The sequence below is a fragment of the Actinomycetota bacterium genome (assembly GCA_036280995.1).
Taxonomy (GTDB): Bacteria; Actinomycetota; CALGFH01; order CALGFH01; family CALGFH01; genus CALGFH01.
In genome coordinates, this window is the sequence record DASUPQ010000864.1 from 1 (window position 1) to 2,926 (window position 2,926).

General features: G+C 72.2%; 3 protein-coding genes. 1 reads left to right on the forward strand and 2 read right to left on the reverse strand.

Annotation, left to right across the window (positions count from 1 at the left end; genetic code table 11):
- Nucleotides 1-156: 156 nt before the first annotated feature.
- On the reverse strand, nt 157-1,863 hold the full coding sequence (locus VF468_28970; GenBank protein HEX5882320.1) for an IS1634 family transposase: 1,707 nt from the start codon (nt 1,861-1,863) through the stop codon (nt 157-159).
- An 89-nt stretch (nt 1,864-1,952) separates the two neighbouring features.
- Here VF468_28970 and VF468_28975 point away from each other — a divergent pair, with 89 nt between their 5' ends.
- On the forward strand, nt 1,953-2,294 hold the full coding sequence (locus VF468_28975) for a DUF6788 family protein (GenBank protein ID HEX5882321.1): 342 nt from the start codon (nt 1,953-1,955) through the stop codon (nt 2,292-2,294).
- Between the two features lie 222 nt (nt 2,295-2,516).
- Here the strand turns inward: VF468_28975 and VF468_28980 are convergent.
- A partial coding sequence (locus VF468_28980; GenBank protein HEX5882322.1) for a phosphoglucosamine mutase occupies nt 2,517-2,926 on the reverse strand: 410 nt, incomplete at its 5' end.

Sequence of the window (2,926 nt, forward strand, 5' to 3'; positions counted from 1 at the left end):
CCGATCTGAGAGCGGGTCGTTGCAGCGGACATCCCGGGGGCCGGTGGTGATCCTCAGGGGGGCGGGGTTTCCAACGAACGGCACTTTCGGTCGCACGTTCCGCACTTCTCGGGGGCAATATCGCCCCCCGCGTGATCGCCCCCCGCGTGCTGCTGATCAAGATGTGGCGGCGTAGGCGGTGGCGGGCATGTCGAGCAGGTCGAGGACCTGTCGTTGGAGGGGATTGATCTCCGGTTCGAAGGTCTGGATGAGCTGGCCGTGTCGGTGGAGTTCGTGGCGGGTGAGGTCGGCGAAGATCTCGGTGATGCGTTCGGTGGACGGCGCGGTGCAGGCGCGGAGTTCGGGGTAGAGCGGGACGTGGTCGGTGGCCGCGGCGGTCATCGCGGCGCGGACCTGGCGTTCGATCAGCGCGCCGAGCAGCAGCGCCAGGAACTGGCAGCAGAACAGGGCCTCGATGCGGGCCGGGCTGCGCAGCAGCAGCGGCGCGGCGTCTTGCACGGACTTGAGCAGGTGGTGGCGGCGTTCCAGGTTGGGCTGGTAGCGGTAGGCGGCCAGCAGCCCGGCGTCGGTGAGCGTGGTGTCGTTGGTGATCAGCGGGAAGCAGCCGTCGGTGGCCGCGTCGTAGGCCAGCACGTCCAGGCGGATGTCCCAGCCGGTGGTGTGGCGGGTGGTGGTGTGGCGGCGGTAGCGGGTGGTGGTGGTTGGGCGGCCGCGGCGTTCCTGGCGGAAGGTCTCGGTGACGGTCTGGCCGACCGTGTAGCTGATCCAGCGGTCGGCGCCGGCGCGGGCCAGCGCGGCGGCGGCTTCGTCTTCGACGGCGACGCGGGTCTTGAGCCGGCACTTCGGTCCGGCCAGCCGGTCGGCCAGGGCGTCGATCGCGGCGGCGCCGGCCTGGATGCGGGCCTGGCGGGCGGCGGCGTCGCGGGCGGCCTTGGTGGTGGAGTGCACCCAGACGATGCGGTAGCCCTCGGCGGAGGGCACCGGCGCGGGGAAGGTCGAGTACACCTGGTCGGGCTCGCCGAGGCGAGCACCGGGGGTGCGCAGTGCCTCGGTCCAGGTCGGCCGGTGGGTCTGGGCCCAGTCGCGGAACCAGCGGTCCTCGCCGCGGCAGCGGGGCAGCACGGTGACGAACCGGCCCCCGGCCGCGGCGATGTGCCCCATCGCCTCCCGGGAGCACAGCTTGGAGTCCGCGACGTAGAGGAAGTCGGTGCGCCCGAGCATCCCGACCAGCTGGTCCCAGGTGGGCACGTGGGTGGGGTTGTCGGTGGTGTTGCCGTCGGCGAGCCGGTAGGCGATCGGGACCGCGCCGTCGGCGGCCACGGTGAGGATCCACACCAGCTGCTTGAGGTCGGGGCGGTAGTCCTTGGAGTGCCCGAAAGTGATCACCGGGGTGGGTTTGCCGCCGCGCGGGGTGCCGCTCGCGCCGTGGTAGACCCCGTGCACGCTGATCGAGGTGGAGTCGTTGTGCAACTCGGCGGTGCCGATGCCGAACTCGGCGATCACCGCCAGCATGAGCTCGGTGAGCAGGCTGGCCCGGTCGGCGTCGAACAACCGCTCCAGCGCGCGGCCGACCCGGTCGTCGTTGACCGCGTCGACCTCGTCGGCCGCCAACCCGAGCTGTGCCGGAGCGTAGCGGGCGACCCACTCGCCGAGCCCGTAGAGCGGCTGCCGGCCCAGCAGCAGGTTGGTGACCACCAGCCGCACCGCGACCGCCGGGGCCAGCCGCACCCGGGCATCGGTGACCGGCAGGTAGCGCGCCAGCAGCCCGGGCAGACCCGCGCGTACCCAGAAGTGGTTGACCAGCGGCAGCGCGCCCAGCCGCTGGCTGTGCAGCTCGAACTCGCCGCCGCCCGGCGTGTCCATCGGCACTCCCTTGACGTTAGCCGCCCGTGCCAGACAGTATCTCTACTGTCAGGTCTTCTCAGGAGCCTGACACGCCGAGGAAGGACACCGTGGTCGACACCGAGCTCACCCGCCTGCACCGCCGCTACCGGGCCCTGCAAGACCGGGTGCGCGAGCTGGGCTTCATCGCCTCGGGCAGCGTGATCGAGCGCTACACCGTCTGCGCCAGCCCCGGCTGCCGCTGCCACGCCGACCCGCCAGCCCGGCACGGCCCCTACTACCAGCACACCCGCAAGATCGCCGGCAAGACCGTGACCCGCCGGCTCACCGCCGAGCAGGCCGACCGCTACCGCGAGCAGATCGCCAACCGACGCACGCTCGACCAGCTGATCAGCGAGATGGAGCAGATCTCCAGCCAGGCCCGAGAGCTGCCCCCGACCCGATCAAGCTGACCGGCAACGAGCGCGACGCGCGGGGCGCAAATCATGCCTGAGAAGTGCGGAAAGCGGGACCGAAAGTGCCGTTCGTTGGAAATCCGGTGCTCCCGTGCACGGCGGGACGGCTGTCAGTTGACCCCGACTCGGCTGTCGGTTGACCCCGATTCGGCTGCCGGTTGACCCCGACTCGGCTGCCGGTTGACCCCGACTCGCGTGCCCATCGGCCCCGACTCGCGGTCAGGGGGCCGCGGCGACGACCTCCGCGAGCCGTACGGCCGTCGCCCGGGCCTGCTCGGCCGTCGGCGCCTCGACCATCACCCGCACGAGCTGCTCGGTGCCCGAGGGCCGCAGCAGCACCCGCCCGGAGTCGCCGAGCTCGACCTCGGCCGCGGCGACGGCAGCCCGGACGGCGTCCGACCGCGCCACGGCGGCCTTGTCGACGACCTGCACGTTCTCCAGCACCTGCGGCAGCGGGGTGAGGATGCCGGCGAGCTCAGCGAGCGGGCAGCCGGTCGCGATCATCCGCGCCATCAGCCGTAGCGCGGTGAGCATGCCGTCGCCCGTGGTGGCGTAGGCCGGGAGGACCAGGTGCCCGGACTGCTCGCCGCCGAGGCTGTAGCCGCCGGCCCGCAGCTCCTCGAGGACGT

Coding starts and splice junctions, on each gene's coding strand:
- VF468_28970 (HEX5882320.1), bottom strand. CDS start 1,863: ATGGACACGCCGGGCGGCGGCGAGTTCGAGCTGCACAGCCAGCGGCTG.